At 45.5% G+C, this 3,902-nt stretch carries 2 protein-coding genes and 1 pseudogene; all 3 read left to right on the top strand.

The annotated features are described in order from the left end of the window. Nucleotides 1–622: 622 nt before the first annotated feature. Complete coding sequence (locus KIV40_RS20625) at nt 623–1,063, top strand: PTS sugar transporter subunit IIA (protein ID WP_269987078.1); 441 nt, start codon at nt 623–625, stop codon at nt 1,061–1,063. A gap of 11 nt (nt 1,064–1,074) precedes the next feature. Then, complete coding sequence (locus KIV40_RS20620) at nt 1,075–2,475, top strand: fructose-specific PTS transporter subunit EIIC (protein WP_005453038.1); 1,401 nt, start codon at nt 1,075–1,077, stop codon at nt 2,473–2,475. 123 nt (nt 2,476–2,598) lie between these two features. Next, a pseudogene (locus tag KIV40_RS20615) lies at nt 2,599–3,902 on the top strand (glycoside hydrolase domain-containing protein); the annotation flags it as partial.

Genomic DNA, 3,902 nt, shown 5'->3' with positions numbered 1-3,902 from the left:
GAATTACGCAACAAAGCCGCATAAGTACAAAAATCCGTCTTAATGGATTAGCCAAATTCAGCATAACAACCCCTCCTAACCTCCCCTCGGCTTCAAATTCAGAGCTCACATTCGCCAATGTGTATCAAGGGGAGGAACTGTCCGAGATCACCCGTCAGCTTGTGTAGGCCATCAGCTATTACCCCAACGAAAGCCGTCATTTCCTTACAGCGACGAAGGAGCGCAATACGGAATCTACTGTCCGCGAGCAATCAACACAATTGAGCCTGACAAGTTTTCAAAAAAAGAGTCCTGCTCGCTTTATGTCTTTTCTAGAAGAGATAGAAAATTACGTTAATAAAAGTGTTATTGCAGGAGCTCTAGCACAAAGCCTCTTTTTTATAGCAAAATTGAACCATATTTGATTCCCTTCTCGTTTATTTTCAAGCTTCATTATTAATTTCAAAATAAATGGAATATAAGTCACAATACTAATTCCCTTCTAGCTCATTGATATTAATGACTTCTATCACACTTAGCTCTCAGTGATACAAAAATATAGTTATTGGATTTTTTTTACTATTTAAGAAAACCGTAACATTAATTAAATTTGCCTCATTACTTCAGTACCAATGAGTCAAAAATGATTACAGAACTAACAAACGTCAATTTAATTAAAGGCAACCTTCAAGCAAATAATAAAAAAGAAGTCTTTGAAGAGCTAGCACAGATGCTATTCGAAAATAATCGAATCAGCAGCAAAGAGGCTTTTTTAACAGACATCGAAGCGCGTGAAGCATTAAGCGTAACTTCAATGGACGGCATCGCTTACCCACACGCAAAAAGCAAAGCGGTTACAGAGCCTGCAATCGCTGTTGGTGTAAAGCGCGAAGGCATCGAGTATGGCGACGAAGAGGGAGTCAAACCGACCGTATTCTTCATGATTGCCTCACCAGATAACGGTGCCGACCACCATATTTATGTTCTTCAAGAATTATTCGGTAAATTTAGCGAAGATTTTATTGAAGATATTCATAACGCAAAAGACGAAAACCAAATACTAAATATTTTAATTAATTCATAAGGCGTGAAATTATGAGTACAATCACAGCTCAAGCTAGTAATAATAGCGATTTCAAAAAAATCCTAAGTACCATGAAAGGTCACCTTTTATTCGGTACTTCTCACATGCTTCCATTTATCGTTGCGGGTGGTGTACTACTGGCGCTGGCGGTAATGGCATCAGGTAAGGGTGCGGTTCCTGCGGACGGTTTATTGGCTGATATTTCTAATATCGGTATTAAAGGTCTGGTGCTGTTCCCAATTATTCTTGGTGGCTTCATCGGTTACTCAATTGCAGACAAACCAGCTCTAGCACCAGCGATGATCTCTTCTGGCATCATGGCTGACATGGGCGGCGGCTTCCTTGGTTGTATCGTAGCGGGCTTCATCGCAGGTGGTGTGGTATTCCAACTTAAGAAGATCCCTCTCTCTGCTAACATGACTGCATTGGGCGCTTACTTCATCTACCCTCTACTAGGTACGCTTATCTCTGCAGGTATCGTTCTATGGGGTATCGGTGAGCCAATCAAGATCTTCATGGCTTCTATGAACGAATTCCTAGCTTCTATGGCTGGCGCTTCTAAAGTGGTTCTAGGTACGATTCTTGGTGGTATGACTGCATTCGATATGGGCGGTCCAATCAACAAAGTAGCAACGCTATTCGCCCAAACTCAAGTTGATACTCAACCATGGCTAATGGGTGGTGTTGGTATCGCAATCTGTACGCCTCCTCTAGGTATGGCACTAGCAACATTCCTATTCAAGAAGAAGTTCACTAAGCAAGAGCAAGAAGCGGGTAAAGCAGCAGCAATCATGGGTTCTATCGGTATCTCTGAAGGTGCTATCCCATTCGCAGCAAACGACCCTGTTCGCGTTCTTCCTTCAATCGTTGCTGGTGGTATCGTTGGCTGTGTGTTCGGCTTCCTAACAGACGTACTACTACACGCACCATGGGGCGGTCTAATCACAGCACCTGTATCAAGCAACATCCCAATGTACGTTGTGGGTATCGCACTAGGCTCACTAACAACAGCAGTTATCGTTGGCTTCTGGAAACCAGTAGCTGAAGAAGAAGCAGAAGACGAAATCGTTGAAGCAGCACCTGCACAAGCTCAAGCGGCTCCAGCAGCAGGCGAAGGCGAGTACGACATCGTAGCAGTAACATGTTGCCCATCTGGCGTAGCACACACATTCATGGCAGCAAAAGCACTAGAGAAGGCAGGTGCGGCAGCAGGTCTGAAAATCAAAGTAGAAACTCAAGGTCAAAACGGTATCCAGAACCGCATCACTGACCTAGATGTAGCAAACGCGAAGCTGGTTATTCTAGCTCACGATATCCAAGTAAAAGACGCTCACCGCTTTGCAAAAGCAAACGTTGTTGAGTGTTCAACGAAAGAAGCGATGCGTAACGCAGCGACTCTTGTGAAAGCTTAAACCTTAAGCTCCTCCCCCCTAAGAGCCCTTTCCCCCAAAGGGCTCTATTTCAAGTTTTTAAGTTTTAGTAATACCCCTGATTTTTTTTAATTATATAACCATACAATTTACAAGGCTTTAAAAATGAAATTCAAACCTTCCCTACTCGCTTGCGCAGTTCTCAGTGATCTAGTCGGTCTGACTGGCTGTAACGACGACACAACCAACATTTATGAAGGCGGTGACACCAACCCTGCACTGCCGGATATTCCTGACGGCGGCAAGCCAGTATGTCCTCCAGTTGGCGATGGCGACTGCGATGACAAGCCAAACCCAGAAACACCTGAAATCGACATGGGCGTTCACATCCCAGTAGATTTCGCCGATATGGACGTAACACGCTACGTCAACCCATTCATCGGCACAGGTAACCTAGGCAACACCTACCCTGGTGCAACCACACCACACGGCATGGTGCAGCTTTCTCCAAACAACGGTTCTAACGGCTGGGAATACATTTCAGGCTACTACTACCACGACGCACGTACTTCCGGTTTCTCTCATACCCACCTTTCCGGAGCAGGTGCTGGCGACTTGAACGACATTCTCGTCATGCCAATCAACTCGCGTTCGGATTACATGATTGATGAAGGTTCGGCAACGCTAAACCTAGAAGCGTCTCGCTTCCAACATCGTGACGAGCAAGCGACGGCAGGCTACTACAAAGTCGATCTATTGGATTACGACATCAAAGCTGAGTTAACGGCGTCTGATCGCGTTGGTGTACACCGCTACACCTTCCCTCGTGATGAGAAGTCAGAAATCATCGTGAACACTGGCTTCAAAATTAACTGGGACTACACCTCAGATTCTTACTTGAAATGGGACAAAGACAATAACCGTCTTGAAGGTCACCGTTTCTCTGACGGCTGGGCACCAAGCCAAAAAGAATTCTTCGTGATGGAATTCGACCAGCCAATCAAAAACGTTCGCTTTGCTTACTACGATAAAGAGCAAGGTCGTTACATGGACGTGCCAGAAGGCATTACGGAGATCGGTAACGAGACACGCGGCAAGTACCAATACGCGCGCGCTTAAGTAGAGTTCGACACATCCAAAGACGGCTTAACGGTTGAAGCGAAATTAGCGCTATCAAACGTTGAGATCGGCGAGAACGGCAAGTCAGGTGCTTCTCTTAACATGACAGAAGTTGCGGGCATGAACTTCGACCAAGTACGCGAAGCGGCAACCAAGAAATGGGAAGACGAACTCGGCAAGATCCAAGTCTCTGGCGACGAAGATTACAAACAGACGTTCTACACGGCGATGTACCACTCGTACCTAGGTCAAACCATTCACTCTGACTTAGATGGTCACTACCGCCAAGTTCACCAAGGTCGTAACGCTTACCCAGATGGCAACACACCTTGGGGCGTGCGACGTGAGGT

The sequence above is a fragment of the Vibrio sp. D173a genome (assembly GCF_030248475.1).
The sequence above is the reverse complement of the archived record's forward strand: the minus strand, read 5'-3'. Positions and strand labels throughout refer to the sequence as shown.